Below are 25,138 nucleotides of genomic sequence, written 5' to 3'. Positions count from 1 at the left end.
TGATTAATGCTGCATGCCGCGGCGATAGCGCGTCATGCGAGATTCAAGGCGGCGCGCCAGCCAGTCGATCAGACTGTTGAGCACCCAGTAACACACCGCCACAGTGAGGTAGATCTCCAGCGGTGCGTAGGTATCCGAAATCGCCTGTTTCGCGGCGTACATAAACTCCTGCACCGAGACGATTGAGAGCAGCGCCGAGTCTTTGATCAACCCGATCATCAGCCCCACCAGCGGTGACAGCATCTGCGGCAAGGTTTGCGGCAGCACCACATCGCGCAGCTGCTCCGTGCGGCTCAAACCCAGTACCCGACACGCTTCCCACTGCCCTTTCGGCAAGGCTTCAATCGCGGCGCGAATCACCTGCGCGATATAAGGCGCGTAATAAAGCGTCAATGCCAGCACGCCGACCACCGGTGATGACAGCGTGATGTCATATTCCGGCAGCACAAAATAGAGCAGATAGATCACCACCAGCAGCGGCAACGCCAGCGTTAACCCACTGTAGAGATTGAGCAAGCGCAGCCAGAACGGCGAAGCGCGCATCAGCAGCAGCGCCATCAGCCCGCCCCATGCCAGTGAGCAGAGCGCGGCCACGATACACAGTTGCAGCGTGGCGATCAGACCATCGCCGAGCGAGGGAAGTGATGAAAGAATTGCCTGCCAATCCATTACGCACTCCTCCGTTTCACTTCCAGACGCCGTGCAGCGGCAATCAATGGCATGGCGATCAACAGATAACCTGCCGCCACCAGCAACAGCACTTGCGTGGCCTCATAGGTGCGCGCAATGACAATTTGCCCGGCATAGGTCAACTCAGTGAGTGCCACCACCGAGGCTAGCGGCGTGGTTTTCAGCAGAATGGTGAACTCATTGACCAGCATCGGCAGACTGGCGCGCATCACCTGCGGATTGATGACATACCACCAGGTCATAAAGCGGCTTAAGCCCAAGGTACGTGCCGCTTCGAGCTGGCCACGCGTCACTAACGAGCGGTTCACACGCAAAATTTCCGCCACATAGGCACCGCTGTTGAGGCCGATGGCGACCACCGCGGCCAGCATTGGCTGACCGCCCAAGCCCAAACGCGGCAAGGTGAAAAACACCACAAATAGCTGCACGATGGCCGGTGTCCCGCGCATCAGGCTGACATATAACCGACCGATGAAACGCCAGATCCAGGCACGGCGCAGTTGCAGGAAGCAGCCGAGCTGCCCCATCACCACGCTGACTAATGAGGCCAGTACGGTGAGCACCAGCGTCATCAGCAGGCCGTGTCCGAGTTCCGGCAGCGCGGCCACTACCTGTTGATCCAGCCCCATGCGTTACTCCGCGTTAAAGTCGTGCAGGTTCTCCGCCACCGACAGCAGCAGCGGTGCCGGACGATCGTTACCTTCGATGCCGGTGTTGCAGGCAGAGACAATGAACTGGGTATCCATCACCACACGGCAGGTGATGCTGTCACCGGCTTTGGTCAGGTTCGGCTCAGGCAGCAAGTCACCCGCACGCGTCAGCTTGACGTGCATAAACAGGTTGATGGGGTCCGGTAGCTTCGGCACCGCCATTCCCAGTCGCGCCAGTTCCGCGCTGACCGCTTCGAGGCAACCCTCGCCCTGATAACCACGCTCGGCAAGAAACGCCGAGGTCGAGGCTGGCAGCAGCAGGTCATGACGTTTCACGCTGTCTTTGCCCAGTACCATCATCGGACGGCGACGGTTGTTCACCAGACGCATGCCAGAACCCAACAGATAGCTGTTGCTGAACACGCGGGTGTGATGCACCGACAGCCATACCGCTGGATCGGCCAGACTAAAACCAAACAGCGAGGCTACCGCGCCGTCGCCCTGCGCGGTGATCCGCAGCAACTGGCCGCGCAGCACCTTGATCGATCCAACGCTTCCCGGCTTTACCGTGACCGACGGTGCCAGCGTACGCTCGGCGGTCTCTTCAAAACTTTCACGCATTAACAGCATGAATCATCTCCTCAGCGTGAAAATGGTCACTCACCACGATATCAATCGGCGTAACCTGCAAACCGTTGCCCGGAATGATGTCCTGCGGGCAGGACGAGACAGAGCAGATCAGATCGCACAGCGCTTCAAAAGTAATACTGTCGCCGGCTTTACTGTTGGGATCGGTCACTTCCATACGACCATCGGCGGTGACCGGGCCGTTCTGGAACAGGTTGAACGGCTCTGGTAGCGAGAAGTAGGTCACACCAAACTCTTTCATGCCTTCCAGCAGGTTATCCACGCAGTTACGGTGCCCTTCGACACCGAAATCCACGCTAAAACGGGTGCGATCGCAAGCAGGCACGTTGGCATCGTGAATGCCGATGCTGTCAGCCAGAATGCGCAGCATCGGACGGTTTTCACTCGACCAGAGCGCATCGCCCGGCTTGAAGAACAGCGAACGCAGATGCTGACGGGTATGCACCGGCGACAGCTTTTCGTTCAGGTCACCGGCATTCACCGCGACAAAATCGGCCGCCTGCTGCCCTTCACTGTCAATCACGGTAATAAACTGGCCCTTACGCACGCGGAAGGTTTTGCCATGGCCCGCAGGCACCGTCAGGTTGCACTGGCACATAATTACTCCTGAGGGATGAAATCGCTGGCGGGAACGGTAAAGGTGGTGCCGAGATACTGCTGCTGCAGTTTGGTCAGCTCGCCGTCTTTCTGCATCGCCAGAATATGGTCGCTGATGGCTTTGTTCAGGCTGCCATCTTCTTTACGCGTTGCCCAACCCATCCACTGCGATGGCCCGACTTCACCCACCTGTGCTACTTTGCCGCTGTATTTTTTCGCTACCGGCGCCAGCACCGAGATATCGTCATAGACGAAGTCAGCGCGTTTGGTCATCAGGGTGCTGACGGTCTGGTCCAGCGAATCCACGTTGATGATGGTGATCGGTTTTTTGCCCTCTTTCTTCAGCTGCTCATTGAACCCTTTCAGCAACTGCTCAGGCACGCTGGAAGTTTTCACGGCACCACGCAGGCCCGACAGGCTCTCTGGCGTCAGGGTTTTGCCGCTGAACGCTTTCGCCCCATCGTCACGCATCAATACGCCGTTAACGGTTTTGCTGTAAGGCACGGTGAACAGCACTTTCTTCGCGCGTTCAGCCGTCAGGTTGAGAGAGGAACCTTCCGCGTTGAACGAGCCGGAGATCAGGCCCGGCAAAATGCCGCTGAAAGCGGTTTTTTGAAACTCAACTTTTACACCGAGATCTTTGGCGAAGGATTGCATGATCGCCACGCTGTAGCCGGTGATCTCGCCTTTGTCGTCGGTGTATTCGTATGGAGGAAAGGTTGGATCGATCCCAACGGTGATTTTGCCGCTGCTTTTGATGTCACTCAGGGTGTCGGCTTGCGCCTGTGCCATGGTGCCAACGGAGAGAAGTGCGGCGATCAGCAGTGCTGTTTTTTTCATTATGGTGTTGGTGAAATGTCTTTTTCTACTGAGCATATTTTGTGCCAGTTTTTTCACCATTCAGGAATGCACTCAATCCAGTTGAGTCTTTATTGAATAAAATCAGTGAGAAACATATGTTTCTTTGTATTTAATTTTAGTTTCTACAGTTTCACTGGCGAGAGAATGTGAGAAACGAGCGCCAGCGTACACGCACGCTTTTGGGGCAATCTCTGGCGCAAGGTGCGCCAGAATGGGGCGTTATTCGAGTTCGTCGAGAGATTGGTGCAACGCTTCGATTTGTGCGAGGTGGTCATTACTGGTTTTGCCCATTTGTCGGGCCACCAGTGAACAGAGTAGATTGCACACGCCAGAGAGCGCGGCGGTGCTGTCGAAGATTAAACTGCTGTCAGTGTGGCAGCGCACCACCCACTGCGCGTGGCGCGCGGGTTTGCCAGAGAGCACATCCGCGATGTAGAGCATCGGCACGTCACGCTCAGCCAGTGCATTCATCGCCGCTTCCAGCGCGGGCATGCGGCGGCGCAGGCCAACACAAATCACCACGTCTTGTTTATTGAGCGCGGCGAGGTGTTCAGCCAGCGAGTCGCCGGGACGAGGTAACAGCCGTACATCGGCATGGATATGCACCAGATCGCGGTAAATCAGCTGTGCGATAGTCTGGCTATGACGCCAGCCCATCACCACCACACGGCGTGCTTGAGCAATCGCGCTCACCGCCTGCTGCAGTTGTTCGCTGTCCAGCGTGCGATAGCTGTTGACCAGATTGGCGATTTCTCGCTCCAGATGCTGCTGCATGATACTGGCGAGCGGTGACGCGGTGGGTACGGCTTGCAGATAAAGCGGCGAACCACTGCTCTGCATTTCACGCGCCTGGCGGCGTGCGGCTTCGTAGCTTTCGTAGCCCAAATGGCGGAAAAAACGCGTTGTGGTGGCCTTGGAGACCCCCGCGCTCTGCGCCAGTTCGGTGGCGGTGTTCATCGCCAACTGACCCGGTGCGGCCAGCAGCACGTCGGCCAGTCTCTGTTCATGGCTGGAGAGTTGATCCCAGTGCTGTTGTATCCGGCCCTCTAACGTTGCCGCTTTTGCACTCATGGTGATTCCCTGAAAATAAAAAAACTATCCTGCACAGAGCGTGCCGGGTTGTCATCAGGAATTTTGTTGGGGAATGAGCGGAAATGAATAAGGGCGGCCTAAAAGGCCGCCCTTACGCGTGCAATATGTCATACCTGTGTCGAGGCGGCCTAGAGGCCACCCGATTATTTACCGGTCGGACGCAACGCTGGGAACAGGATCACATCACGGATGGTGTGGCTGTTGGTGAACAGCATCACCATACGGTCGATACCGATACCCAGACCTGCGGTTGGCGGCAGGCCGTGCTCCAGTGCGGTGACGTAATCTTCGTCGTAGAACATCGCTTCGTCATCGCCAGCATCTTTGGCATTCACCTGCTGCAGGAAACGCTCAGCCTGATCTTCTGCATCGTTCAACTCGGAGAAGCCGTTACCGATTTCACGGCCGCCAATGAAGAACTCAAAGCGGTCAGTGATTTCTGGGTTCTCGTCGTTACGACGTGCCAGCGGTGACACTTCAGCCGGATATTCAGTGATGAAGGTCGGCTGAATCAGACTTGCTTCTGCGGTCTCTTCGAAGATCTCAGTGACCACGCGGCCCAGACCCCAGCTCTTTTCCACTTTGATGTGCAGCGACTTGGCAATCGCGACCGCTTTATCAAAGTCTTCCAGATCGTTCAGGTCAGTCTCTGGACGGTACTTTTTGATCGCTTCACGCATGGTGAGCTTCTCAAACGGCTTACCGAAATCGAAGGTGTGGTCACCGTAAGGCACTTCGGTGGTGCCCAGCACGTCTTGCGCCAGAGTACGGAACAGGCTTTCGGTCAGTTCGATCAGATCTTTGTAATCCGCATACGCCATGTAGAGTTCCATCATGGTGAACTCTGGGTTATGACGTGGCGAAATACCTTCGTTACGGAAGTTACGGTTGATCTCGAATACGCGATCAAAACCACCGACCACCAGACGCTTCAGGTACAGCTCTGGCGCAATACGCAGGTACATATCGATGTCGAGCGCATTGTGATGGGTGATGAACGGACGGGCAGACGCACCGCCAGGGATCACCTGCATCATTGGGGTTTCCACTTCCATAAAGTCACGGTTAACCATGAACTGGCGGATGCCGGCCATAATTTTAGAACGCACTTTGAAGGTGTTACGTGAATCGTCGTTCGAGATCAGATCCAGATAACGCTGGCGATAACGGGTTTCCTGATCGGCCAGACCGTGGAATTTATCCGGCAGCGGACGCAATGCTTTGGTCAGCAGACGCAGCTCAGTGATGTGAATCGACAACTCACCGGTTTTGGTCTTGAACAACTTACCGCGCGCGCCGAGGATATCGCCGAGGTCCCACTTCTTGAACTGCTCGTTGTAAACGCCTTCTGGCAGATCGTCACGTGAAACGTAGATCTGAATCTGGCCACCAACATCCTGCAGCGTGGCGAAGGAGGCTTTACCCATGATGCGACGCGTCATCATACGACCTGCAACGCTCACTTCGACGCCGAGTGCTTCCAGCTCTTCGTTTTCTTTGGCGTCATAGCTGGCGTGCAGCACATCGGAGGTGGTATCGCGACGGAAATCATTGGGAAACGCGATGCCCTTTTCACGCAGCGCGCTGAGTTTTTCGCGACGCGCTTTCAGTTCGTTGTTTAACTCAAGGGCGGCATCAGCGCTCTGCGGTTGTTGTTCAGACATGTCGGTTCCTTATAACCCTGCTTTTAAACTTGCTTCAATAAAACGGTCGATGTCGCCATCCAGCACCGCTTGAGTATTGCGCGTCTCTACGCTGGTGCGCAGATCCTTGATACGTGAATCATCGAGCACGTAAGAGCGAATCTGACTGCCCCAGCCGATATCGGATTTATTATCTTCCGCAGCCTGCTTGTCAGCGTTTTTCTTCTGCATCTCATATTCGTACAGTTTTGCACGCAGCTGCTTGAAAGCCTGATCTTTGTTTTTATGCTGTGAACGGTCGTTCTGGCACTGCACTACAATATTGGTCGGCAAGTGGGTAATACGCACCGCAGACTCGGTTTTGTTAACGTGCTGACCACCCGCGCCCGAGGCACGGTAGACGTCGATACGCAGATCGGCTGGATTGATATCGATATCGATGTTGTCATCCACTTCCGGGTAAATAAACACCGAACTGAATGAGGTGTGGCGACGGCCGCCGGAGTCAAACGGACTCTTACGCACCAGGCGATGGACACCGGTTTCCGTGCGCAGCCAGCCAAATGCGTAGTCACCGATGATTTTGATGGTGGCAGACTTGGTGCCCGCAACTTCACCGTCAGACTCTTCAATGATTTCGGTTTTATAACCTTTGGCTTCCGCCCAGCGCAGGTACATGCGCAGCAGCATGCTGGCCCAGTCTTGCGCTTCGGTGCCGCCAGAACCGGCCTGGATATCCATGTAGCAGTCAGCGCTGTCATATTCGCCGGAGAACATGCGACGGAATTCGAGTTCGCCCAGTTTCACTTCGAGTGCATCGAGTTCAGCAACGGCTTCGTTGAAGGTCTCTTCGTCGTCGGCTTCAACGGCCAGATCGAGCAAGCCCTGCACATCTTCCAGGCCTTGACGCATGTGGTCTAAGGTTTCCACCACGGCTTCCAGTGAAGCACGTTCTTTGCCCAGCGCCTGAGCACGTTCTGGTTCGTTCCAGACGTCAGGTTGTTCCAGCTCGGCGTTTACTTCTTCGAGGCGTTCTTTCTTGGCATCATAGTCAAAGATACCCCCTAAGAACGTCGCTGCGCTCGCTGAGGTCCTGAATACGATTTTTGACCGGATTAATTTCAAACATGGCTTTTCAGTCTTTTTTGACGAATCGGTGATAGGAGATAAAACGTAACGCGGTAGTTTACCCGAAAGCACGCTCAGTTTGTAGCATTGCTCCCCGGTTGTTTTCGGTCGCCATAAATGGCGCCCCTACAGAGATCGGAGCATGTTGTTAGATGCCCATCTTATGCTTTTGGTCGCCATAAATGGCGCCCCACAACATGCCCAGGGATAGGTAAGGCCATGTTGTAGGGTGCGCATTTAGGTACAACCGGGCACATGGGTAACAGATCAGACCGGGCACATAGGTAACACTTTTGTGCTCAGTCGATTCGAATAATACTTCTTTCTGCCCGGTCATAATACGCCAGTATCACCCTGTCGAAGAGGATGACGTCAACTCCGTCATCCACTTCCAGGAACCTCACGTACTCACCCCGTAATGCCGAACTCAGGAACGTGCGCCCGTTCAGGCTCAGGTCACCTTTTTCCCCGACTTTATATAGCTTTGCCCCCTCCGGATAGTTCACCTCAGGCACTTTTCCATCCCAACTTCGCGGTGAGGGCACCCATATTTTTGCAGGCGGTACCTGTCCATGAGCCTCATGCGGCTTTTCCTGATTGAACTCATTACGCCATCCGTTACACCACACCCGTTGTTCCGACAGCGAGCCAAACACATCATGGTGGCTCATCGCGGTTTTCATCGAGAGATGCATGCGCTCGTGACGGGCATTTTGCCCCGGACATCCCGGCGTGGTTCTTTCTGTTTTAATACCCAACTTCATCAGCCACACGCTCCACTGTGTCAGCGCCAGGATGCCCGGCGCGACGAAGGGAGAGCCGTTATCGGTGCGGATAATGTCGGGGAGTCCACCTTCGCGGAAGGCGGCTTCCATACAGCCACGCACGAATGTCGTGGTCTCTGACGTGCCGGGCTCACAGCACAGGAGGTAGCGGCTGTGGTTGTCGGTGAGGGTGAACGGGCGGCACCAGCTGCCGTCTTTCAGGCGAAAGCGGCCCTTAAAGTCAGCGCTCCAGACGTGATTGTTTCTGTTCGCATCGGTGAGTTCGTTCAGATTTCCCGGCGTACGCTTGCGCCTTATCCGTGGAGACACCAGCCCTTCTTCTTTCAAAAGGTCCCCTATCGTGCTGGCAGCGGGAACAATGAAGTCAGCGTTGTTATTGAGGAACCAGTGGCGAATTTTTTTAGGCCCCCAGTCGGGATGCTGCTGGCGAAAGAGGACGAGTTGTTCGGCGATATCCGGAGGGATTTTTTCTGGCTGCGTGAGACGGGCACGGGAGCGATTTTCAACAGAGGAGAGCTCTTCAGCATTAAAACGCTTAAGCCATTTATAACCGGTTTTTCGACTAATGCCGTGAAGGTGGCAAAGCTCGGTCATGGATTTATCGCCTGCCTGGCAGGCGAGGATGAAGTGAAGGCGTTGCATGGTAACAGTCTCAGTCCAGGGCATAGTGAGTCTCCTCTGCTATGCCAATTTATAACTGTTACCCATGTGCCCGGTCTAAAGTGTTACCCATGTGCCCGGTTTGCACCTTTATGCGCATCTGGATGTGTTGTGCCGTTATTGAGGCCAGATATGGTCAATAATCAGCTGCACCGATCGGTTGCCGCGATATTCATTGATATCCAGTTTATAAGCGAGTTTCACCTGGCGCACGCTGGTGTCTGGCCACAGGGTGGTATCAACGTTGAAGGCGATGCCATCCAGCAGCGGGCCACCACCCAGCGGTTCAATCATCACTTTCAGGTGACGCTCACCCACCAGCTTCTGCTGCAGCAGTTTGAACTGTCCGTCGAATACCGGTTCCGGGAACGCCTGGCCCCAGGGACCGGCCTCACGCAGCATTTCGGCGGTGTGCAGGCTGAACTCCTGCGCATGCAGTTCACCATCGGACCAGATCACGCCCTGTAACGCTTCGCCATCCAGCCACTCATCAATCAGCGCGGCAAAACGCTCACGGAACAGATCGTACTTCTCGGTCTCCAGTGACAGACCGGCGGCCATGGCGTGACCACCAAATTTGATCATCATACCCGGATAGAGCGTATCGAGGCGTTCCAGCGCATCACGCAAATGCAAACCAGTAATCGAACGGCCTGAGCCTTTCAGAGTGCCATCTCCAGCGGGCGCGAAGGCGATCACCGGGCGATGGAAACGCTCTTTTAAGCGTGATGCCAGAATCCCCACCACACCCTGGTGCCACTCGGGATGGTAAAACGCCAGGCCAAGCGGCAAATCCGTGTGCTGGCGCTCCAGCTCATCGCACAGCGCCAGCGCCTCACTTTTCATGCCTTGCTCAATCTCTTTACGTGTTTGATTCAACGCATCAAGTTCGTTAGCCAGCATACGCGCCTGGGCAATATCTTCCGTGAGCAGCAGTGCCACCCCTACCGACATATCATCCAGACGGCCCGCCGCATTCAGGCGAGGCCCCACGGCGAAACCGAGATCGCTGGCCGCGAGTTGTCTGGCATCGCGGTTGGCGATTTCCAGTAGCGCACGTATGCCGGCACGACATTTCCCGGCACGAATACGGCTTAAGCCCTGCCACACCAAAATGCGATTGTTGGCATCCAGCGGGACCACGTCAGCCACGGTGCCCAGCGCAACTAAGTCGAGCAACTCCGCCAGATTGGGTTCGGCACGGCCATCGCTGAACCAGTTCTTTTGCCGTAAATGGGCCCGCAGCGCCAGCATCAGATAAAACGCCACGCCTACGCCCGCCAGCGAGCGCGAAGGAAATTCACTGTCGTTGAGATTGGGGTTAACGATCGCCTCAGCCTGTGGCAGCGTGTCGCCGGGCAAGTGGTGATCGGTGACCAAGACCGGAATACCGTGTTGATGCGCGGTGTCGACGCCAGCATGGGAAGAGATGCCGTTATCCACGGTGAGAATCATCTCCGCACCACGTGCACGCGCCTGCTCCACCACCTCCGGACTCAGGCCATAACCATCTTCAAAGCGGTTGGGTACCAGATAATCGACGTTGCCGCCCAGACTGCGCAGCGCCAGCACGGTGAGTGCCGTACTGGTGGCACCATCTGCATCGAAATCACCCACCACCACAATGCGGCGGCCCGATTCCAGCATCTGATGCAGCAACGTCACGGCTTGTTCTATGCCACCCAGCGTTTGCCATGGCAGCAGATGTTTAGCACCGCGCTCAAGTTCAGCGGCATCCTGCACACCGCGTTGCAGATAAAGACGACGCAGCAGCGGCGGTAAATGATCGGGTAAGCTGGCGTCGGCCTGGGCTTCACGCCGACGCAGTTCGACAGAATGAATCACTGTGAATTAACCGCCCCGCTTCTGACCATCAAGTACCTGTTTCAGCTCTTGCGGGCCTTGATAGCCAGGGATCATCGCGCCGGTATCCGTCAGGATCGCAGGCGTGCCCTGAATCCCGTAGAGGATGCCGAGCTGATAGTGTTTATCAAGATTGATTTTGCAGGTCTCTGGCGCTTCCATTTGCGGCGCATCACCTTTCATTGCTGCATCAAACGCTTTATTGCGATCGGCACTGCACCAAACAGCGCGCATAGCTTTTTCCACCTGACCATGCAGCCCTTCACGCGGGAAAGCCAGGTAGCGCACGGTGATGCCCAGCGCATTGTAGTCCGCCATTTGCTCATGCAGCTTACGGCAGTAGCCACAGGTGATATCGGTGAACACGGTAATCACATGCTGCTCTTTTGGCGCTTTGTAGACGATCATTTCCGGTGCCAGCGCACTGATTTTTTTGTCCAGCAGCTGGTTGGTGACGTTCACCGGTTGTGCACCGCTGACATCGTACAGTGGCCCCTGGATCATGTGTTTACCGTCTTCGCTGACGTACAGTACGCCACTTTCGGTTAATACGGTTTTCATCCCCGGCAACGGTGATGGCTGGATTTCAACCTGTTGCAGCCCGAGTTTTTTCAAAGCTTGCTGAATGGCGCTGTCATCGGCATGAGCCAGACCGGTAAAGGCGCTGACCAACAATGCCAGCATCGTTAACTGTTTTTTCATCTCTAATCCTTGTTGCCGCTGCTCAGGCGCGCGGATGATGCTGTTGATGTAACTGACGCAGGCGCTCGGTAGCAACGTGCGTATAAATTTGGGTTGTCGAGAGGTCACTGTGGCCCAGCAACATCTGTACGACGCGCAAATCCGCGCCGTGGTTCAGTAAATGTGTGGCAAATGCGTGACGCAGCACGTGCGGCGACAGTTTTTCGCTGTCAATCTCTGCCAGAGTGGCATAGTGCTTGATGCGATGCCAGAAGGTCTGTCGGGTCATTTGTTGCGCACGGTTACTGGGGAACATCACATCCAGCGTTTGGCCGTTTAGCAGCCAGGGACGCCCGTGCTCCATATAATGCTCCAGCCAGTAAATGGCTTCTTCACCTAACGGCACAAGGCGCTCTTTGTTGCCTTTACCAATCACGCGCACTACACCCTGACGCAAACTGATATCGCTGATGGTGAGCCCCACCAGCTCCGACACGCGCAAGCCGGTGGCATACAGCAGTTCCAGCATCGCTTTGTCACGCAGCTCCAGCGGAACGTCGATACTCGGTGCCTGCAACAGCCTTTCGACCTGTTTTTCACTGAGATCTTTCGGCAGACGCTGTGGCAGTTTTGGTGCAGAAAGCAGCGCGCTGGGGTCATCACTGCGCAGCTTTTCACGATAAAGATATTGGAACAGGCGGCGTATAGCGCTGAGCGTGCGGGCAGAGCTGGTGGCTTTGTAACCCCCCTCGACGCGTTCGGCGAGAAACTGCTGTAAATCGGGCGCTTCCAGCGTCACCAGGGTTCGTTCGTGATGATGTAACCAGCCGGTGAGCGTTTGCAGATCCTGGCGATACGACGCAAGGGTGTTTTGCGCCAGATTTCGCTCAATCCAGAGCGCATCCAGAAACTGTTCTATCAGATCGCTGTCCTGCACGGTTCCCCTCCAGCGCGTGTGAAATCGTGCTCATTATGCCTGAAAGTCACCTGCTTCTGGTACAATTGCGCCAAAGTGAGTATCAGTCAGAGCATTAATTGCATGAATATCGGTCTGTTTTACGGTTCCAGCACCTGTTACACCGAGATGACGGCGGAGAAGATTCGCGACTTCATCGGTGAAGAATTAGTCACACTGCACAACCTCAAAGATGATGATCCCTCGTTGATGGAGCAGTATGATTTGCTGATCCTTGGTATTCCAACCTGGGATTTTGGCGAATTGCAGGAAGACTGGGAAGCCATCTGGCAGCAGCTGCCCGCGCTCAATCTGCAAGGCAAAATTGTGGCGCTGTACGGTATGGGCGACCAAATGGAGTACGCGGAGTGGTTCCTGGATGCGCTGGGGATGCTGCATGAATTGCTGCAACCGATGGGCGTGCAGTTTGTCGGTTACTGGCCATTAGAAGGCTACGAGTTTACCAGCAAGAAACCGCTCACCGCTGACGGCACCCAGTTTGTCGGCCTGGCGCTCGATGATGTCAATCAGTTCGAACTGAGTGAAGAGCGGGTTGAACAGTGGTGTGAACAGGTTCTGACCGAAACGGCTGCGCTGCTCTAGGCCGCAGCGCCCTCTCGAAGCAAACAGCAGGCGCGCAATGTGCGCCATTCGTTTGGCGGCAGGTTGTCATGCATCAACCATAGCCGCCAGCGTTTGCCTTGCGGATTACGCAACTCCAGCAGTACGCCGCAGGCTAGCCAGTCCGCTTTTCGCGCCAATCGCCAGTGCTCTCCACGCCACAGCCAGTTTCCCTGATCATCCAGCACTAAACGACCGGTACGCTGCATCAAGCTTCGTTCGTTGTGCCAGCACTCAAGCAGCAGGAGCAGCAATACAGGCACTTGCCCCCATTGCCATTCGGCAGGCCAACGGAGGCTCATCAACACGCCAGCGACCAGTAAAAACAGCGCCACGTTCAGTGCTCTGGCACTGCGTGACGCCTGCAAATCACATTGGTACCGGACCGCGTTCACGGTTGCGCTGTTGGATCAGTTGCACCATGCGTTTGAACTCGGGATCGGCCGGTTCACCGTGATTCATCAACCAGTTAAACAGGTCAGGATCGTCACTCTTCAGCAGAGCAATAAACACCTGCTTGTCGGTGTCGGTCAGCGAATCATACTCGAACTTAAAGAACGGCATGATGGAGACATCCAGCTCCAGCATGCCGCGGCGGCACGCCCACTGAACGCGAGCTTTATCATGAATATCCATGTGTCATTTTTCCATGGCTGAAAACAGTGGCGCTCAGTGTACCTGCTTTTTGAAAACACTGCAGGCGCTGTGCCTCATGCTGCGCGATATGACGCAAAGCAGTTTCACCCATTGCAGGGTTATCACGCGATTTGTGCGCCAGATTCGGTAAACAGGTTGCAAACCCGCACTGCTCTTTTAACATTGGAAGCATTATCGTTATTAATCAGGATGCACACATGCCGATTTTTACCCTTCCACCACGCCAGCCTGCTGCGGCGTCACGCTTGCCTTTAACCCTGATGTCGCTTGATGAGTGGGCGCTGGTTGCCGTGCAGGGCAAAGACAGTACGTCTTATCTGCAAGGTCAATTGACGCTGGATGTCGCCGCAATGGACGCTACGCAGCATCGCCCTGCCGCGCATTGTGATGCCAAAGGCAAAATGTGGAGCAACCTGCGTCTGTTCCATCGCGGTGAGGGTTATGCCTATATCGTGCGCCGTAATCTGCATGAACAGCAGCTTACCGAACTGAAGAAATACGCGGTGTTTGCCAAAGTCACTATTGCTGCGGATAACGAAGCCGTACTGCTGGGTGTCGCGGGCTTCCAGGCACGCGCCGCACTGGCGGACCTGTTCCCGGTACTGCCGGATGCTGAAACACCGGTGGTGCAGCAGGATGACAGCACGCTGCTGTGGTTCGCCCAACCTGCCGAGCGCTTCCTGCTGGTGACCACCCGAGCGCAGGCAGAATCTTTAAAAGAGAAGCTGGCGGGAACCGCACAGTTTAATGACAGCCAACAGTGGCTGGCTTTGGACATTGAAGCAGGTATTCCGGTGATCGAAAGCGCGACCAGTGCGCAGTTGATTCCGCAGGCCACTAACCTGCAAGCCCTTGACGCGATCAGCTTCAAAAAAGGCTGTTACACCGGTCAGGAGATGGTGGCCCGTGCGAAATTCCGTGGTGCCAACAAGCGCGCCCTCTATTGGTTGGCAGGCACGGCCAGCAAAGTCCCCCAGGCTGACGGTTCAATGGAGCTGCAGATGGGCGATAAATGGCGTCGTACCGGCACCGTGCTGAGCGGCGTCCAGCTGGATGATGGCAGCGTGTGGGTGCAAGTGGTGATGAACAACGATCTGGAGCCAGACAGCGTGCTGCGTGTGGAAGGGGATGAAGGCGGTAAGCTGACGATTCAGCCGTTGCCGTATTCGTTAGTGGATTAAATGTGGTCGCGGCGCAATAAATTGCGCCGCTACGCTTTCGTGCTGCAATTTGCTTTTACGTCACATAAAAATAGATCGCGCAGAAGTGCAATACGCTGCCGCCCAAGACGAAACCGTGCCAGATAGCGTGGTTGTAGGGAATGCGGCGCGAGACATAGAAAATCACACCCAACGAATAGACAATCCCACCCGCAGCCAATAGCCAAACCCCGCCCGCTGCCAGCTTGGTGGCAAGCTGATAAATCACCACCAGCGACAACCATCCCATGCTGAGATAGGTCACCAGCGAGAGTATTTTAAAACGGTGCGCGATGGTGAGTTTGAAGATAATCCCCGCCAGCGCCAGACTCCAGATCACCACCATCAACCCTTGTGCCAGCGGCGATTTCAGCCCCACCAGCAGGAAAGGTGTGTAAGTGCCCGCAATCAATAAGTAGATGGCGCAATGGTCGAATTTTTTCAGCCAGTGCTTCGCTTTCTGATACGGAATCGCGTGATAGAGCGTCGAGGCGAGGAACAGCAAGATCATGCTGCCGCCATACAGACTGTAACTGGTGATGGCGGTGATATCGGCGCGCATTTCAACCGCTTGAGTCAGCAGCAACACCAAGCCAACCACCCCGAAAATACAGCCGATTCCGTGGCTAATGCTGTTGGCAATCTCTTCAGCTAACGAGTAGCCCTGAGCGATAAGTCGATTCTGTGCCATGCGCTTCATTCCTGAACAATGTAGAGAGAGCTGTGCTTTTTCTGTGCACCAGAGTAACCGGGAAAAATTTCAGTGTACACCTGTACGCTAAAATTATTCTGTGTAGGGTTGTAACCCCCCGATGAACATTCAATCTGTTACACTGACCACTCATTTTGCCGATGAGTGCCGCCTGCATGTTTTCACACCGCGATCTGTCCAGCCTGAATGACCTTGAGATGCAGGTTTACCACTTCATCATCAAACATCGGGAAAGTGTCAGTTATATGACGATTCGCGAGCTGGCCGCTCAGGCAGCGGTTTCCACCACCACCGTGCTGCGTTTCTGCCGCAAAATGCACTGTGAAGGCTGGTCAGAATTCCGCATCCGTTTTCGTCTGGCACAGGAGCAAGCAGCGCCTGAGTTGATGCCGTCTGGCGTCGGTGAAATGCTCAGCTTTTTCAAAAGTATTCATAACGATGAGTTTGAGCAGCAGATAGCCCAAGCCGCGCAGATGATTATGCAAGCCGAGCATATTTTCTTTATTGGGGCGGGTACATCTGGCAGCCTGGGTAAATATGGCGCACGCTACTTTTCTAATATCGGGAAATTCAGCCACCACATTGATGATCCTTATTATCCTGTGAGTAAAAGCGCGTACGAAAATGCGTTGGCCATTATTTTATCGGTATCGGGCGAGACTGAAGAGATCCTGCGCTTTGCCAGCCAGTTTAGCCTCAATCACTGCAAAATCATTTCGATAACCAACCATGAGAGCTGCTCACTGGCTAAAATGGCGGACTTCAATCTTTCGTATCATATGCCGCAGATGAAACTGGGTGACCGTCTCAATATCACCACACAAGTACCGGTAATCTATATTCTGGAAACGCTGGGCCGCTATATTTCTCGCGCCACTGCCGTATAAAACACCCTGTTTTTTAGCTGTGACAAATCACCTTTTTATTAATGGTGTTATATCGTGACTTCCATTATTAGCAGGTTACACTGCAGGCAGTGAGTTATTTCGCAAACAGTGTAATGGGGTATGCCGATGAATGAAGGATTGCAATTACCGAAAGGGTTTCTTTGGGGTGGCGCGGTTGCCGCACATCAGGTTGAAGGCGGTTGGGATCAGGGCGGTAAAGGTGTCAGTATTGCCGACGTGCTGACCGGTGGTGCACATGGCGTGGATCGCGTGATTACCTCTCGCGTTGAGGCCGATAAATACTACCCCAATCATCAGGCTGTCGAATTCTATTCTCACTATAAACAGGACGTAGCACTGTTTGCCGAAATGGGCTTTAAGTGCTTCCGCACCTCGATTGCCTGGACGCGCATCTTCCCGAATGGGGATGAGCAACAGCCGAACGAGGCGGGCCTGCAATTCTATGATGACCTGTTCGATGAGCTGCTGAAGCACGGCATTGAACCGGTGATCACCCTCTCCCACTTTGAAATGCCTTATCACCTGGCCAAAGAGTACGGCGGTTGGTCCAACCGTAAAGTGGTCGATTTCTTTGTGCACTTCAGTGAAGTCGTTATGACGCGCTATCAGCACAAAGTGAAATACTGGATGACCTTCAACGAAATCAATAACCAGCGTAACTGGCAGTATCCGCTGTTTGGTTATTGCTGCTCTGGCGTGGTGTTTACCGAGCACGAAAAACCGGAGCAGATGATGTATCAGGTGATGCACCATCAGTTCGTTGCCAGCGCCAAAGTGGTGAAACGTGGCCGCGAAATCAACCCGAGCTTCCAGATTGGCTGCATGATTGCCATGGTGCCGGTCTACCCGTTCTCTTGCCATCCTGATGATGTGATGCTGGCGCAGGAATCGATGCATCAACGCTATGTGTTCAGTGATGTGCAGATGCGCGGTGCCTATCCTGCCTACACCCTGAAAGAGTGGGCGCGCAAAGGTTATCAGATTGAGATGCAGCCAGAAGATGCCGACACGCTGCGTCAGGGTTGCTGTGATTACGTAGGTTTCAGCTACTACATGAGCAACGCGGTGAATACCCAAGCCAGCGGCGTGGACGACCCGATTACCGGCTTTGAGGGCGTGGTGCCGAATCCCCATGTGAAAGCTTCTGACTGGGGTTGGCAGATCGATCCCGTGGGCCTGCGCTATGTGTTGAACTCGCTGTATGAGCGTTATCAAAAACCGCTGTTTATCGTTGAGAATGGTTTTGGTGCGATTGATAAGCCGAATGCCGACGGGTTTATTGAGGATGATTACCGCATCGATTATCTGCGCGCACACATCGAAGAGATGAAGAAAGCCGTCGCGTTGGATGGCGTGGATTTGCTGGGCTACACGCCTTGGGGCTGTATTGATTGTGTGTCGTTCACCACCGGCCAGTACAACAAGCGTTATGGCTTTATCCATGTTAATAAGAATGATGATGGCAGCGGTGATTTTGCCCGTTCGAAGAAGAAGAGTTTTGCCTGGTATCAGCAGGTAATTGCGAGTAATGGCGCGGAGCTGTAAGGCGCGCAATGAATTGCCCGCTACATTATCTGCGTGAATCTGTAGCGGTGTGATTTATCGCGCTGGTCTGTAGCGGTGGCGTTGCTGCGAGATGCGTAATAAATTGCGCCGCTGCGGATTACGGTTATGGGGCAAAATTTAACGACCACCCGCCGCATCAATAAAGGTGCCTGTCACGTAGGAAGCGGCATCACTCGCCAGCCAGAGAATTGCCTCGGCGACTTCTTTGGCCTGACCGCCGCGCCCCATTGGCAGAGAGCCAGCGACCCGATCCACCCTTCCCGGTTCACCGCCATCGGCATGCATCTCGGTGTAGATCAATCCGGGCCGCACGCTATTGACGCGAATGCCCTGTGCCGCCACCTCCAGTGATAAGCCTTTGGTCAGGGTATCCATCGCACCTTTTGACGCCGCGTAATCAACGTATTCGCCTGGCGCCCCCAGGCGTGAGGCAGCAGAAGACACATTAACAATCGCGCCGCCCTGCCCACCATGCGCGGTGCTCATGCGCTTGACCGCTTCACGACAGCAGATAAAGGTTCCGGTGACGTTAGTGGCGAATACGCGTTGAATACGTTCGGCGTCGAGATCCTCAACGCGGCACTGGGTAAACAAAATTCCGGCGTTGTTGATCAGCACGCGCAGATTGCCATCTTGTTGATCAAGTTGCTGAAACATGCGCATCACCTGAGCTTCATCCGCGATATCCGCCTGCACGGCAAAAGCACTGCCGCCTTGCGCTGCAATTTCGGCAACCACTTGCTGAGCCTCAGCTTCACGCTGGCGATAATTGACCGCCACCCGATAGCCAGCCTGCGCCAAGAGAAGCGCCGTCGCCCGTCCAATACCCCGGCTACCGCCAGTCACTAATGCCAGATCCATGATGCCTCCAAAATGAAAAGGGCCGATTACTCGGCCCTCAGGATTTTTCCACTGAAGCAGTTTAGCCTAAATAGTTTGCGTTGCAGCAAGGCGGCAAGCGCGTTCATCCACGGATCAGTAAGTGGCCGTGGTGAACGCGCGCAGCCAACGCCGCTGCGGCTCAAACTATGACGACTAAATGTATTCGCTCATCGGAACACATGAACAGAACACATTACGGTCACCAAACACATCATCCAGACGCTTCACGGTTGGCCAGTATTTGTTAGCGCTGCCTGCCGGGAACACCGCCAGCTCACGGGTGTAGGGGTGCGCCCAGTCGCCGACGATCTCCATCTGCGTGTGCGGCGCGTTCACCAGCGGGTTGTCATCGGCTGGCCATTCGCCATCGGCCACGCGGTCAATCTCCATGCGGATAGACAGCATCGCATCGATAAAGCGATCCAGCTCGATTTTGCTTTCCGATTCGGTTGGCTCAACCATCAGCGTGCCCGCCACCGGGAATGACATGGTCGGTGCATGGAAGCCGTAATCGATCAAGCGCTTGGCAATATCCAGTTCGCTGATACCGGTTTGCTCTTTCAAAGGACGAATATCGAGAATACATTCGTGCGCGACGCGACCATCACGACCCGCATACAGGATCGGATAAGCGGATTGTAGACGGCTGGCAATGTAGTTGGCATTAAGGATCGCAACCGAGCTGGCTTGCTTCAGGCCTTCCGCGCCCATCATGCGGATGTACATCCAGCTAATCGGCAGAATGGAGGCGCTACCGAACGGTGCCGCGGAAACCGCACCTTGTTGCGTCAGCACACCATCAATTTGCACAACACTGTGGCCAGGTACGAACGGGGCCAGATGCGCTTTCACGCCGATTGGACCCATACCCGGACCGCCACCGCCGTGTGGAATGCAGAAGGTTTTGTGCAGGTTAAGGTGCGAGACATCTGCGCCGATGTAACCTGGGGTAGTGATGCCCACCTGAGCGTTCATGTTGGCGCCATCGAGGTACACCTGGCCGCCATACTGATGCACGATCTGGCACACTTCACGAATAGTTTCTTCGTAAACACCGTGCGTCGAAGGATAGGTCACCATGATACAAGAGAGCTCATCACCCACCTGAGCCGCTTTCTCGCGCAGATCGCCCAGGTCGATGTTGCCTTGTTTATCACAGGCCACCACAACCACCGCCATGCCCGCCATCTGTGCAGATGCAGGGTTGGTGCCGTGAGCAGAACTTGGGATCAGGCAAACATTACGTCCACCTTCGTTGCGGCTCTCATGATAGCGACGAATCGCCAGCAGACCGGCATACTCACCCTGCGCACCGGAGTTCGGCTGCATGCAGAGTGCATCGTAACCGGTGAGTTGCACCAGCCATTGAGAAAGCTGGCCAATCATTTGCAGATAACCTGAGGCCTGATCGGCTGGGCAGAACGGATGCAGATCGGCGAATTCAGGCCAGGTGATCGGGATCATTTCCGCTGCGGCGTTGAGTTTCATGGTGCATGAGCCCAATGGGATCATCGCCTGATTCAGCGCCAGATCTTTTTTCTCCAGACTGTGCATGTAGCGCATCATCTCGGTTTCGCTATGATGGCGATTGAACACCGGATGGGTCAGGAAGGCGCTTTCACGCACCATACCCGCTGGAATAGCACTGTTTTCAGCGGCAACGCTGGCATCCAGCGCGTCAATATCCTGACCATGCGCATCACCCAGCAGAATGGCGAACAGCGCCTGCACATCTTCACGTGAAGTAGTTTCATCAAGGGTGATACCCACGCCGTTGAGCACGTCATTACGCAGGTTAACACCGAAGCTCAGCGCACGATTCAGCACTTCGGCCTTATCAGCCACTTCAACGGTCAAAGTATCGAACCAGCTGGCGTGGCGCAGTTTCAAGCCGCCATTTTGCAGACCGGCGGCCAGAATGCTGGTCAAACGGTGGATGCGTGAAGCGATGCGCTTCAAGCCATCAGGGCCATGATAGACCGCATAAAGACCCGCGATGTTGGCCAGCAGCACCTGTGAAGTACAGATGTTGGAGTTCGCCTTCTCGCGACGAATGTGCTGCTCACGGGTTTGCATCGCCATACGCAATGCGGTGTTGCCTGCTGCATCACGCGAGACACCGATGATACGGCCCGGCATGGAACGCTTGTGCTCATCACGGCTGGCAAAGAAGGCGGCGTGCGGACCGCCATAGCCCATCGGCACACCAAAACGCTGTGCAGAACCAAAGACAATATCCGCGCCCTGTTTGCCCGGAGCTTCTAACTGCACCAGCGCCATGAAATCAGCGGCAACGCTGACCACCACTTTGCGGCTTTTCAGCTCAGTCATCAGCGCGCGGTAATCGTGTACTTCACCGCTGGTGCCGACCTGCTGCAGCAACACACCGAACAGATCGTCATGATCCAGCGCTTTGTCGGCACGATCGATGATCAGCTCAAAACCAAAGGTTTCAGCACGGGTACGCACCACGTCCAGCGTTTGCGGATGGATATCGTCGGCGATAAAGAATTTACCGGCGTTTTTCAGTTTGCTGACGCGCTTTGCCATTGCCATCGCTTCAGCGGCGGCAGTGGCTTCGTCCAGCAGTGAAGCGGAGGCGATATCCAGTCCGGTTAAATCGAGCGTCAGGGTCTGGAAATTCAACAGCGCTTCCAGGCGGCCTTGTGACACTTCAGGCTGATAAGGGGTATACGCGGTGTACCAGCCTGGGTTCTCCAGCATGTTACGCAGAATAACCGGCGGAGTGATCACCGCACTGTAGCCCATGCCGATCCAGGATTTGTAACGTTGATTCTGACTGGCAATAGCTTTCAACTCTGCCAGCGCTTGCTGCTCGGTCGCGGCATCACCTACCGCAGGCGGGCCTGGCAGTTGGATGTCGGCAGGAACAATCGCGCTGATCAATGATGACAGCGAACTGGCACCAATCGCTTCCAACATGGTGGCCTGCTGCGCGGGGGTAGGACCGATGTGGCGCTCAATGAAAGCACCGTTGTGTTCAAGCTGGCTGAGAGTCTGGGTCATTTGCAGTAAATCCTGAATCGGGCTGGGTGACAAAACGGCATAAAATCAGGCAGATAAAAAAGAAGGTGCCGCAATGCAGCACCTTCTGTGGCTACCGGTTACTCGTCGATGGCGCCTTTGTACGCATCGGCATCGAGCATTGAGTCAAGTTCTGACAGGTCGCTGGCTTTGATACGGAACAGCCAACCCTCTGCGTAGGGTTCGCTGTTCACCAGCTCCGGCGCGTCAGCTAAGGCTTCGTTAACCGCCACGATCTCACCGCTCAGTGGGGCATAGATATCGGATGCGGCTTTAACGGATTCCGCCACGGCACAGTCGTCACCGGCAGCGTAAGTCGCGCCAACGTCGGGCAGGTCAACAAACACCATGTCGCCCAGCAGTTCTTGCGCGTGTTCGGTGATACCCACGGTAAAGGTGCCATCGGCTTCTTTACGCACCCACTCGTGGCTATCGCGGTATTTCAATTCATTAGGCACATTGCTCATCGCCATTTCTCCTGAAAAAAATTACTGAGCGACCGGCTTACCGGCGCGAACAAAAATCGGTTTAGTCACTTTCACCGGCATTTCACGATTGCGGATCTCTACAATCGCTTGCTCACCAATGCCCGCTGGCACACGTGCCAGCGCAATGCTGCAACCCAGCGTCGGGGAGAAGGAACCACTGGTAATAATACCCTGCTGCGGCTGACCTTGTTCGTCAGTGAAGCGTACCGGCAAGCCGTTACGCAGCACCCCTTTTTCGGTCATGATCAATCCAACCAGCTTTTCAGTGCCTTTAGCACGTTGGGATTCAAGGGCTTCACGGCCGATAAAATGACGATCGCTGGGTTCCCAACTGACCGTCCAGCCCATGTTGGCAGCCAGCGGTGAAACGCCTTCGTCCATCTCCTGGCCATACAGGTTCATACCGGCTTCCAGACGCAGCGTGTCGCGCGCGCCCAGACCCGCAGGTTTTACCCCAGCGGCCAGTAGTTTCTGCCAGAAATCAGCCGCTTCGCTGTTAGGCATAGCGATTTCGTAACCCGCTTCCCCGGTATAACCGGTGGTGGCGATAAACAGGTTTTCCGCCTGTACCCCGAAGAAAGGTTTCATTCCGGCAACGGCTTGACGCTGTGCATCGCTGAATAACGTTTGGGCTTTCTGCTGTGCATTAGGGCCCTGCACGGCAATCAGCGACAGATCATCACGCTCAGTGAGTTCAACGCCAAACGGCTGTGCATGCTGCTTAATCCATGCCAAATCTTTCTCACGCGTGGCGGAGTTCACCACCAGACGGAAAAAGTCTTCGGTCATAAAGTAAACAATCAAATCATCAATGACGCCAGCAGAAGCATTCAGCATGCCGGTATACAGGGCTTTACCCGGCTGGGTCAGTTTGGCGACATCATTCGCCAGCAGATAGCGCAAGAATTCGCGCGTACGCGCACCGCGCAGATCGACGATGGTCATGTGGGAAACATCAAACATGCCGGCATCGTTACGCACCACATGGTGCTCATCCATTTGTGAGCCGTAATGCAGTGGCATCATCCAGCCATGAAAGTCCACCATGCGAGCACCGCATGCCTGATGCTGTTCGAATAGAGGCGTTTGCTGAGTCATAACCATCCTGTGAAAACAAGTGAGCGTGACGCGCCTGCGTCGCCTTTTCAGGCTGACGCAAACGTTCTCTTTGTGCTGAAGTTACCACCGAATGCGGCGATTAACCATAAGGAAAACGAGGGCGAAACACTACCATCATTCCGTGATACACCGAATATCAATCAGCATAATTCACTGCAATTTTGTGATTAACCGCGCACAAAATACGTTACTGATACATTAAACCAGCCAGATAATGGAACTCATGTCCTAAGGCGCGGAAATGGTTCGGTAACCCGCAAGCATTAGCATGAGATAAACTAATGCGAATTAATGGGTGAAATTAGAATAAATCAAACGAGGCGCAATTTGGGTGCAGGTGCGCACCAGCGTGGTGCGAAGACGTTTTTATCAGGAGTTCGGGCGGGCGCCAGCGAGCGGCTTAAGGGCCCACTTACAGGGATGAAATGAGTGTAGGTCGTGGCTCAGAGGGCGGCCCGAAGGCCGCCCGGACAGAAAGGGGGACGTTAGCGGATCCAACTGGGCATATCGTTCAGCCCCATTGCCTGTTTCAGCATCATCGGTTTTACGCCCGGCAGCGTATCGGCCAGTTTCAATCCGACATCACGCAGCAGTTTTTTTGCTGGATGGGTGCCGGCAAATAACTCGCGGAATCCCTGCATCCCTGCCAGCATCATGGCGGCGCTGTGTTTACGGCTGCGCTCATAGCGACGCAGATACAGATGCTGACCGATATCTTTACCTTCCTGCTGCAAACGGCGAATTTCACCAATCAGTTCAGCGGCATCCATAAAGCCGAGGTTCACCCCCTGCCCCGCCAGTGGATGGATGGTGTGCGCAGCATCGCCAACCAAGGCCAGACGATGTGCGGCAAAATTACGCGCGTAACGTGCCATCAGCGGGAAGGTTTTGCGCTCACTTTCAACGTGGCACAGCCCGAGGCGCATATCAAAGGCAACGGAGAGTTGCTGATTGAACAAGGCTTCCGGCATGGACTGTACCCGCGCCGCTTCCTGTGGCGAGAGAGACCAGACGATGGAGCACAGGTGCGGGTCTTGCATCGGCAGAAACGCCAGAATGCCGTCACCGTGGAACACCTGTCGCGCAATCGCATCGTGCGGCATGTCGGTGCGAATATTCGCCACCAGCGCATGGTGATCGTAATCCCAGAAGGTGACTGGAATATCTGCTTTATCTCGCAGCCAGGAATTGGCGCCATCTGCGGCAATCAGTAAGCGCGCACTCATCATGCTGCCGTCCTGCAGTGTGACAAAGGCTTCGTTATCGCCAAATGCCACCTGCTGCAACTGCGCTGGAGCAAATAAGGTCACATCACTGCACTGGCTGGCGCGCTGCCATAGCGCGCTGTGAATCACCTCATTTTCAATGATGTGTCCAAGGTGCGACAGCCCCTGCTGCTCATCATCAAAACTGATCGAACCAAAGCTATCTTGGTCCCACACTTCCATGCCGTGATAAGCACTGGCACGCAACGCGAGGATGCTGGACCAGACGTCCAGTTTTTGCAGCAGACGTTCGCTGGCCGCGTTGATGGCAGACACACGGATCGACGCGGCGCTCGCGGGATCAAATTGTGGCTCAGGTGCTTTTTCCAGCACGGCAACGCGCAAGCCACTGCCCTGCAATCCGCAGGCGACGGCCAGACCTACCATGCCGCCACCGGCGATGGCCACATCAAATGTTTGCAT

The 25,138-nt window shown here is 55.0% G+C and carries 24 protein-coding genes; 4 read left to right on the top strand and 20 right to left on the bottom strand.

The features are described 5' to 3' along the window. Nucleotides 1-3: 3 nt before the first annotated feature. From LK04_RS03080 to xerD, 12 genes are all read right to left on the bottom strand, one after another. A complete protein-coding gene (locus LK04_RS03080; protein ID WP_039337235.1) occupies nt 4-669 on the bottom strand; it encodes an amino acid ABC transporter permease in 666 nt (221 codons plus the stop codon). Then, nucleotides 669-1,319: an amino acid ABC transporter permease gene (locus tag LK04_RS03075; protein ID WP_039337237.1), complete on the bottom strand. Its 651-nt coding sequence runs from the start codon at nt 1,317-1,319 to the stop codon at nt 669-671. Before LK04_RS03075 ends, LK04_RS03080 begins: the two co-directional genes overlap by 1 nt. A gap of 3 nt (nt 1,320-1,322) precedes the next feature. Then, nucleotides 1,323-1,970 (bottom strand): urea carboxylase-associated family protein, encoded by a 648-nt coding sequence (locus LK04_RS03070; protein ID WP_039337239.1) that lies wholly within the window; start codon nt 1,968-1,970, stop codon nt 1,323-1,325. Continuing rightward, a complete protein-coding gene (locus LK04_RS03065) occupies nt 1,954-2,586 on the bottom strand; it encodes a DUF1989 domain-containing protein (protein WP_039337243.1) in 633 nt (210 codons plus the stop codon). Before LK04_RS03065 ends, LK04_RS03070 begins: the two co-directional genes overlap by 17 nt. Before the next feature lie 2 nt (nt 2,587-2,588). Beyond that, nucleotides 2,589-3,425 carry a transporter substrate-binding domain-containing protein gene (locus LK04_RS03060; protein ID WP_039337250.1) on the bottom strand — a complete coding sequence of 279 codons (837 nt, stop codon included), beginning with the start codon at nt 3,423-3,425 and terminating at the stop codon, nt 2,589-2,591. A gap of 240 nt (nt 3,426-3,665) precedes the next feature. Then, nucleotides 3,666-4,517, bottom strand: coding sequence for a MurR/RpiR family transcriptional regulator (locus LK04_RS03055; RefSeq protein WP_039337245.1), 852 nt, complete (start codon nt 4,515-4,517; stop codon nt 3,666-3,668). Between the two features lie 164 nt (nt 4,518-4,681). Continuing rightward, nucleotides 4,682-6,202 (bottom strand): lysine--tRNA ligase, encoded by a 1,521-nt coding sequence (gene lysS, locus LK04_RS03050; RefSeq protein ID WP_039337247.1) that lies wholly within the window; start codon nt 6,200-6,202, stop codon nt 4,682-4,684. Nucleotides 6,203-6,211: 9 nt separating this feature from the next. Beyond that, nucleotides 6,212-7,310 (bottom strand): peptide chain release factor 2 gene (prfB, locus tag LK04_RS19985; protein ID WP_102135998.1). Its coding sequence is split into 2 segments (ribosomal slippage): nt 6,212-7,234 and nt 7,236-7,310, totalling 1,098 coding nucleotides; the frame shifts between segments, so codons are not numbered across the junction. A 298-nt stretch (nt 7,311-7,608) separates the two neighbouring features. After that, nucleotides 7,609-8,760: a DDE-type integrase/transposase/recombinase gene (locus tag LK04_RS03045; RefSeq protein WP_059109757.1), complete on the bottom strand. Its 1,152-nt coding sequence runs from the start codon at nt 8,758-8,760 to the stop codon at nt 7,609-7,611. Between the two features lie 111 nt (nt 8,761-8,871). Further along, the gene (gene recJ, locus LK04_RS03040) at nt 8,872-10,599 is read right to left on the bottom strand and encodes a single-stranded-DNA-specific exonuclease RecJ (protein WP_039331827.1); all 1,728 of its coding nucleotides are present in this window, start codon (nt 10,597-10,599) and stop codon (nt 8,872-8,874) included. A 6-nt stretch (nt 10,600-10,605) separates the two neighbouring features. Beyond that, a complete protein-coding gene (dsbC, locus tag LK04_RS03035; RefSeq protein WP_039331829.1) occupies nt 10,606-11,319 on the bottom strand; it encodes a bifunctional protein-disulfide isomerase/oxidoreductase DsbC in 714 nt (237 codons plus the stop codon). Between the two features lie 22 nt (nt 11,320-11,341). Next, nucleotides 11,342-12,235, bottom strand: coding sequence for a site-specific tyrosine recombinase XerD (gene xerD, locus LK04_RS03030; protein ID WP_039331831.1), 894 nt, complete (start codon nt 12,233-12,235; stop codon nt 11,342-11,344). A gap of 102 nt (nt 12,236-12,337) precedes the next feature. On the opposite strand from xerD, the gene fldB reads away from it, so the two are divergent. Continuing rightward, nucleotides 12,338-12,856, top strand: a complete 519-nt coding sequence (fldB, locus tag LK04_RS03025; RefSeq protein WP_039331833.1) for a flavodoxin FldB — start codon at nt 12,338-12,340, stop codon at nt 12,854-12,856. Here the strand turns inward: fldB and LK04_RS03020 are convergent. Then, nucleotides 12,853-13,209: a protein YgfX gene (locus LK04_RS03020; protein WP_231568862.1), complete on the bottom strand. Its 357-nt coding sequence runs from the start codon at nt 13,207-13,209 to the stop codon at nt 12,853-12,855. The two genes, fldB and LK04_RS03020, sit on opposite strands and share 4 nt — an antisense overlap. A 34-nt stretch (nt 13,210-13,243) precedes the next feature. Then, nucleotides 13,244-13,510, bottom strand: coding sequence for an FAD assembly factor SdhE (gene sdhE / locus LK04_RS03015; protein WP_039331837.1), 267 nt, complete (start codon nt 13,508-13,510; stop codon nt 13,244-13,246). A gap of 218 nt (nt 13,511-13,728) precedes the next feature. Here sdhE and ygfZ point away from each other — a divergent pair, with 218 nt between their 5' ends. Beyond that, nucleotides 13,729-14,712, top strand: coding sequence for a tRNA-modifying protein YgfZ (gene ygfZ / locus LK04_RS03005; RefSeq protein ID WP_039331841.1), 984 nt, complete (start codon nt 13,729-13,731; stop codon nt 14,710-14,712). A 55-nt stretch (nt 14,713-14,767) separates the two neighbouring features. On the opposite strand, the gene trhA is transcribed toward ygfZ, so the two are convergent. After that, on the bottom strand, nt 14,768-15,421 hold the full coding sequence (gene trhA, locus LK04_RS03000) for a PAQR family membrane homeostasis protein TrhA (RefSeq protein ID WP_039331843.1): 654 nt from the start codon (nt 15,419-15,421) through the stop codon (nt 14,768-14,770). A 176-nt stretch (nt 15,422-15,597) separates the two neighbouring features. On the opposite strand from trhA, the gene LK04_RS02995 reads away from it, so the two are divergent. Continuing rightward, on the top strand, nt 15,598-16,329 hold the full coding sequence (locus LK04_RS02995) for a MurR/RpiR family transcriptional regulator (RefSeq protein WP_039331845.1): 732 nt from the start codon (nt 15,598-15,600) through the stop codon (nt 16,327-16,329). Between the two features lie 126 nt (nt 16,330-16,455). Beyond that, the gene (locus LK04_RS02990) at nt 16,456-17,895 is read left to right on the top strand and encodes a 6-phospho-beta-glucosidase (RefSeq protein WP_102136028.1); all 1,440 of its coding nucleotides are present in this window, start codon (nt 16,456-16,458) and stop codon (nt 17,893-17,895) included. Between the two features lie 138 nt (nt 17,896-18,033). Here the strand turns inward: LK04_RS02990 and LK04_RS02985 are convergent, their stop codons facing one another. From LK04_RS02985 to ubiI, 5 genes are all read right to left on the bottom strand, one after another. Next, nucleotides 18,034-18,777, bottom strand: coding sequence for an SDR family oxidoreductase (locus LK04_RS02985; RefSeq protein ID WP_039331849.1), 744 nt, complete (start codon nt 18,775-18,777; stop codon nt 18,034-18,036). A gap of 174 nt (nt 18,778-18,951) precedes the next feature. Further along, nucleotides 18,952-21,825 (bottom strand): aminomethyl-transferring glycine dehydrogenase, encoded by a 2,874-nt coding sequence (gene gcvP / locus LK04_RS02980; RefSeq protein ID WP_039331851.1) that lies wholly within the window; start codon nt 21,823-21,825, stop codon nt 18,952-18,954. A gap of 98 nt (nt 21,826-21,923) precedes the next feature. Beyond that, nucleotides 21,924-22,310: a glycine cleavage system protein GcvH gene (gene gcvH, locus LK04_RS02975; protein WP_039331854.1), complete on the bottom strand. Its 387-nt coding sequence runs from the start codon at nt 22,308-22,310 to the stop codon at nt 21,924-21,926. 21 nt (nt 22,311-22,331) lie between these two features. Continuing rightward, the gene (gcvT, locus tag LK04_RS02970) at nt 22,332-23,429 is read right to left on the bottom strand and encodes a glycine cleavage system aminomethyltransferase GcvT (RefSeq protein WP_039331856.1); all 1,098 of its coding nucleotides are present in this window, start codon (nt 23,427-23,429) and stop codon (nt 22,332-22,334) included. Nucleotides 23,430-23,935: 506 nt separating this feature from the next. Next, complete coding sequence (ubiI, locus tag LK04_RS02965) at nt 23,936-25,138, bottom strand: FAD-dependent 2-octaprenylphenol hydroxylase (RefSeq protein ID WP_039331858.1); 1,203 nt, start codon at nt 25,136-25,138, stop codon at nt 23,936-23,938.

It is taken from the genome of Pantoea vagans (genome assembly GCF_001506165.1).
GTDB classification, from domain to species: Bacteria; Pseudomonadota; Gammaproteobacteria; order Enterobacterales; family Enterobacteriaceae; genus Pantoea; species Pantoea vagans_C.
The sequence above is the reverse complement of the archived record's forward strand: the minus strand, read 5'-3'. Positions and strand labels throughout refer to the sequence as shown.

Bases quoted from the DNA above. Each gene is read 5' to 3' on its own strand.
- LK04_RS03080 (WP_039337235.1), bottom strand. From the start codon at position 669: ATGGATTGGCAGGCAATTCTTTCATCACTTCCCTCGCTCGGCGATGGT.
- LK04_RS03075 (WP_039337237.1), bottom strand. From the start codon at position 1,319: ATGGGGCTGGATCAACAGGTAGTGGCCGCGCTGCCGGAACTCGGACAC.
- LK04_RS03070 (WP_039337239.1), bottom strand. From the start codon at position 1,970: ATGCTGTTAATGCGTGAAAGTTTTGAAGAGACCGCCGAGCGTACGCTG.
- LK04_RS03065 (WP_039337243.1), bottom strand. From the start codon at position 2,586: ATGTGCCAGTGCAACCTGACGGTGCCTGCGGGCCATGGCAAAACCTTC.
- LK04_RS03060 (WP_039337250.1), bottom strand. From the start codon at position 3,425: ATGAAAAAAACAGCACTGCTGATCGCCGCACTTCTCTCCGTTGGCACC.
- LK04_RS03055 (WP_039337245.1), bottom strand. From the start codon at position 4,517: ATGAGTGCAAAAGCGGCAACGTTAGAGGGCCGGATACAACAGCACTGG.
- lysS (WP_039337247.1), bottom strand. From the start codon at position 6,202: ATGTCTGAACAACAACCGCAGAGCGCTGATGCCGCCCTTGAGTTAAAC.
- LK04_RS03045 (WP_059109757.1), bottom strand. From the start codon at position 8,760: ATGCCCTGGACTGAGACTGTTACCATGCAACGCCTTCACTTCATCCTC.
- dsbC (WP_039331829.1), bottom strand. From the start codon at position 11,319: ATGAAAAAACAGTTAACGATGCTGGCATTGTTGGTCAGCGCCTTTACC.
- fldB (WP_039331833.1), top strand. From the start codon at position 12,338: ATGAATATCGGTCTGTTTTACGGTTCCAGCACCTGTTACACCGAGATG.
- sdhE (WP_039331837.1), bottom strand. From the start codon at position 13,510: ATGGATATTCATGATAAAGCTCGCGTTCAGTGGGCGTGCCGCCGCGGC.
- ygfZ (WP_039331841.1), top strand. From the start codon at position 13,729: ATGCCGATTTTTACCCTTCCACCACGCCAGCCTGCTGCGGCGTCACGC.
- trhA (WP_039331843.1), bottom strand. From the start codon at position 15,421: ATGGCACAGAATCGACTTATCGCTCAGGGCTACTCGTTAGCTGAAGAG.
- LK04_RS02995 (WP_039331845.1), top strand. From the start codon at position 15,598: ATGTTTTCACACCGCGATCTGTCCAGCCTGAATGACCTTGAGATGCAG.
- LK04_RS02990 (WP_102136028.1), top strand. From the start codon at position 16,456: ATGAATGAAGGATTGCAATTACCGAAAGGGTTTCTTTGGGGTGGCGCG.
- LK04_RS02985 (WP_039331849.1), bottom strand. From the start codon at position 18,777: ATGGATCTGGCATTAGTGACTGGCGGTAGCCGGGGTATTGGACGGGCG.
- gcvP (WP_039331851.1), bottom strand. From the start codon at position 21,825: ATGACCCAGACTCTCAGCCAGCTTGAACACAACGGTGCTTTCATTGAG.
- gcvH (WP_039331854.1), bottom strand. From the start codon at position 22,310: ATGAGCAATGTGCCTAATGAATTGAAATACCGCGATAGCCACGAGTGG.
- gcvT (WP_039331856.1), bottom strand. From the start codon at position 23,429: ATGACTCAGCAAACGCCTCTATTCGAACAGCATCAGGCATGCGGTGCT.
- ubiI (WP_039331858.1), bottom strand. From the start codon at position 25,138: ATGCAAACATTTGATGTGGCCATCGCCGGTGGCGGCATGGTAGGTCTG.